Raw genomic sequence first — 3235 nt, forward strand, 5'->3', positions numbered from 1 at the left:
TACGTTTTGAGCACCTGGTTGAGCAGTGAGGAACCTGCTACTGCCCAAAACACCTCCCAGGCTTCGTGCCGATGCTTGCGCCAGCCCAGCAGCAGCGGAATGCCGAGGCCGGCTGCCACCAGCCAGGGCAGGGAGGCGAAAAATGTGAGGGCCCGCACCACCGGCGTCAGGCTCGGCCAGGCCGCCCGCACCGCATCAAGTTGCCCGAAAGCCCAGGTATCGAACTGCACCGAGTGGGCCACGAACACCACCCGCGTCAGGTAGAAGAACAGCAGCGCCGCCCCCAGAAACACGCTGCCCACCACCACGATTTCCAGCGTGAGCAAACTCAGCGCAGCCGATACACGGGCAGTTACTTTCCTGATCACGGAGGCGCGCGGATTTTAACGGATTTTGTAGCCGGAGCACAGATGAGCGCGGATTTAGCTTCGCTGTCCTTCGGTTCACGGATTTCGTAGCCGGTATTTGTGGATCGTTAGTTACTCTGTAAAAAACTAAAAAGCAACGCTTGGCTGTGGCCCGGCTACAAAATCCGTGAACCGGAAGACAGCGAAGCTAAACTCGTTAAAATCCGCGCTCATCCGTGCTCAAAAAGAAAAGCCGACCCGTTGCGGGGTCGGCTTTTCGTACTCTGTGCGCTCGGGGAGACTCGAACTCCCACACCTTGCGGAACTGCCGCCTGAAGACAGCGCGTCTACCAATTTCGCCACAAGCGCAGCTTTTATCGTCCGGCCTTCCGGGGAGGGCCTTTTGATGCTGCAAAGATAGGAGGTTTTTTGAACGCGCTGCAAGTTTTGGTTTAAAAAAAGTCGAAAAACTCCCGCCCTACAGTTCGTTTCCGGGCTATAGAGGCTGTTTTTCAGTCGATTGCAACTGCCGGCTGAAACGCTTACGCACGCCGATTTCCATTTGCCGGAGCAGCGGAATAGCAATCAGCAGCCAGGCCAGGCCCGCCATGATGCCGGCCAGCACGTCGGTGGCGTAGTGCACCCGCAGGTACACCCGCGTAAGGCCGATGAGCACGATCAGGCCGGCCAGGACCGTCACCACGGCGTAGCGCGCCACCGGGTAGCGGCGCAGCCGGCTCCAGGCAAAGTAGATGAGCAGCCCGTAGAAGGAGGCCGAAATCATGGCGTGCCCGCTCGGAAAGCTCAGGCCCGAGGCCGAAGTAAGCGGCAGCAAAGGCCGGGGGCGCTGGTAAATCTGCTTGAGCAGCAGGTTGAGCGTGATGCTGCCCAGCGCCACCACCGGCACCAGCAGCGAGTACCAGCGGCGGCGGCGCACCAGCAGCAGCCAGGCCACCAGCGCCAGCCCGGCCACCGTGATAAAGTTGCGCGAGGCCAGAAACGTAACGGCCTCCACCCACTGCTGCCGGCCCGGCCCCAGCAGGTGGCGCACCCAGCGGAAGGCGGCCGCATCGAAGGTGGCCGCGTCCTGGTCGAACACCTCCCGGCTCAGGGCCAGAAACGCCACCACGCCCACCGTGCCCAGAGCCAGGGTGATGGCGAATTCGGTTACGAACAAAGTGAAGCCGGCCAGCAGCCGGCGCAAAGGGTTGGTCATGGCCCTAAACTTACGGCAGCGGGCGCGAAGCAGCTCAGGCCGGCCACTCGTTCCGCACGCGCCTGAGCCCCGAACCGGCCCACGCAAAGGCCCTCCGCCGTGCCGCTCCCCACGGGCAGGCACGGCGGAGGGCCGGTTGAGCCGGCAGGACGCTACAGCGCGGCCCGCCGGGCTTGCACTTCGGTGGTAAGCGTTGCGTTTTCCCCGAGTTGCGCACCGAGGCAGTTCAGCTCGTAGTGCCGTTGAAACTGCGTTACTACCCCACTCAGGCCCGTCTGCTGCTGTTGGTTGAGCACGTAAATCCGGTATTCGAGGCGCTTGTAGGCGCGCTCATTCTTCTGGCGGGTCGGCCCCTCGGGCATATCGACCAGCAGCCTTTCCAGGGCGTTGTACTCGGCGGTAGCGGCCACCAGCTCGGCCCCCTTCTCGGAGGCCCGGCCGCTGCCCACGCTTTGCAGGTGGCGCAGCTGGGTCTGGCGGTATTCCAGGTCGGCGCGCTCCTCGGCGGCATCGGCCAGCACCAGGTCGCAATCGACCTGGTTTGTCAGTAAATTCACGGGATATGCCATAATCGTTTCGGGTAATTGAAGGTGAAAGGAACAGGAAACACAGCGTGGGGCTCTGTCCATGATCTATGAACGGTCGACCAGTGCCCCAAATTGTGTGCTGCCCCTAAAATATTTCCCGGGCACGGCGTGACCGGGGCGGCTACGCGGTCCGGCACCGCTCAATCTTCCGAAAGTGAGGCAGCCGTTTGCGTTGCATCGTCTGTCGCGGCATCGTCTGCGGCATCGTCTGCGGCATCGTCTGCGGCATTGTCCGAAGCCTCATCTGCGGCCAGCGCGGTGGCCTCCGCTCGCAGGCCCGCCAGTCGGGCCGCCAGCAGCCGGTGCCGGGCCGGGCTGCCCTCCCCTTCCAGGGCGTCTTCGGCCTCAGCCGATACGGCGGCCAGCCATTTCTGGTCCCCTCCCGCCGTCGTGGGCAACGCGGCCAGCAGCCCCGGAGCGGCCCGTAACCAGCGTAGCGCCCGGTCGGCCCGGGCCTGCCCCCGCGCCAGCCGGCGGCTCAGCTGCCCGATTTCGTAGGCCACGGCGGCGGCGCGCGTGCGCAGCAGTGCCGGGTCGGGTGATGGGGCGGGCGGTAGCGGCAAACCCGGACGGGCCTGGGTGAGCCACTCCAGCCGAAGCCCGGCGGCAGGCGGCAGTTGGCGCTCACCGGCTTCTACCTGCGTAACGGTCTGGCGCGATACGCCCAGCCCCCCGGCCAATTGGGCTTGGGTCAGGCCTAAAGCGGCCCGCAGCAGGGCCAGGTAATGCGGTACGCGGGGTATGCGAAGCGAACGAGGCATAGCGGAGCAAGTTGTTGCCTTAATTCCGGCAGTGAGCAATAAGGCAACGTAGAAGTTGTTGCCTTATTTTCCGCTGCCGGAATTAAGGCAACAACTTTTATGAGGCTCAGCGGCAGGCCGGCGCACGCCATTCTCTACCCCGTTCTGCGCAGCCGGCGCTTACTAGTATTTTTGTCCAGGGCAAACGCATGAAGCCTACGTGAGGATTTGTTTGAGGTAGTGAATGTCGTAGGCCGCTTTCACGCGCCGTTTAGCCAGACTTAAGCCGTCGCGTTGTTGGGTGAGCACTTGCAGGGTGAGCTTGCGCAAAGTAGCCAGGTTTTC

At 63.3% G+C, this 3235-nt stretch carries 4 protein-coding genes and 1 tRNA gene; all 5 read right to left on the bottom strand.

Translation table 11 applies throughout. The features are described 5' to 3' along the window. The coding region (locus D0T11_RS21550; RefSeq protein ID WP_220473766.1) for a hypothetical protein at positions 1-368 on the bottom strand (368 nt) is incomplete at its 3' end. 266 nt (positions 369-634) lie between these two features. Next, positions 635-716, bottom strand: a tRNA-Leu gene (locus D0T11_RS21555). A 127-nt stretch (positions 717-843) separates the two neighbouring features. Continuing rightward, a complete protein-coding gene (locus D0T11_RS21560) occupies positions 844-1563 on the bottom strand; it encodes a phosphatase PAP2 family protein (RefSeq protein ID WP_119657865.1) in 720 nt (239 codons plus the stop codon). Positions 1564-1715: 152 nt separating this feature from the next. Then, positions 1716-2120: a hypothetical protein gene (locus D0T11_RS21565; protein WP_147374794.1), complete on the bottom strand. Its 405-nt coding sequence runs from the start codon at positions 2118-2120 to the stop codon at positions 1716-1718. A 170-nt stretch (positions 2121-2290) separates the two neighbouring features. After that, positions 2291-2911 (bottom strand): helix-turn-helix domain-containing protein, encoded by a 621-nt coding sequence (locus D0T11_RS21570; protein WP_119657867.1) that lies wholly within the window; start codon positions 2909-2911, stop codon positions 2291-2293. Positions 2912-3235: the final 324 nt, after the last annotated feature.

The organism is Hymenobacter rubripertinctus (assembly GCF_003583925.1).
GTDB lineage: Bacteria > Bacteroidota > Bacteroidia > Cytophagales > Hymenobacteraceae > Hymenobacter > Hymenobacter rubripertinctus.

Bases quoted from the DNA above. Each gene is read 5' to 3' on its own strand.
- D0T11_RS21560 (WP_119657865.1), bottom strand. From the start codon at position 1,563: ATGACCAACCCTTTGCGCCGGCTGCTGGCCGGCTTCACTTTGTTCGTA.
- D0T11_RS21570 (WP_119657867.1), bottom strand. From the start codon at position 2,911: ATGCCTCGTTCGCTTCGCATACCCCGCGTACCGCATTACCTGGCCCTG.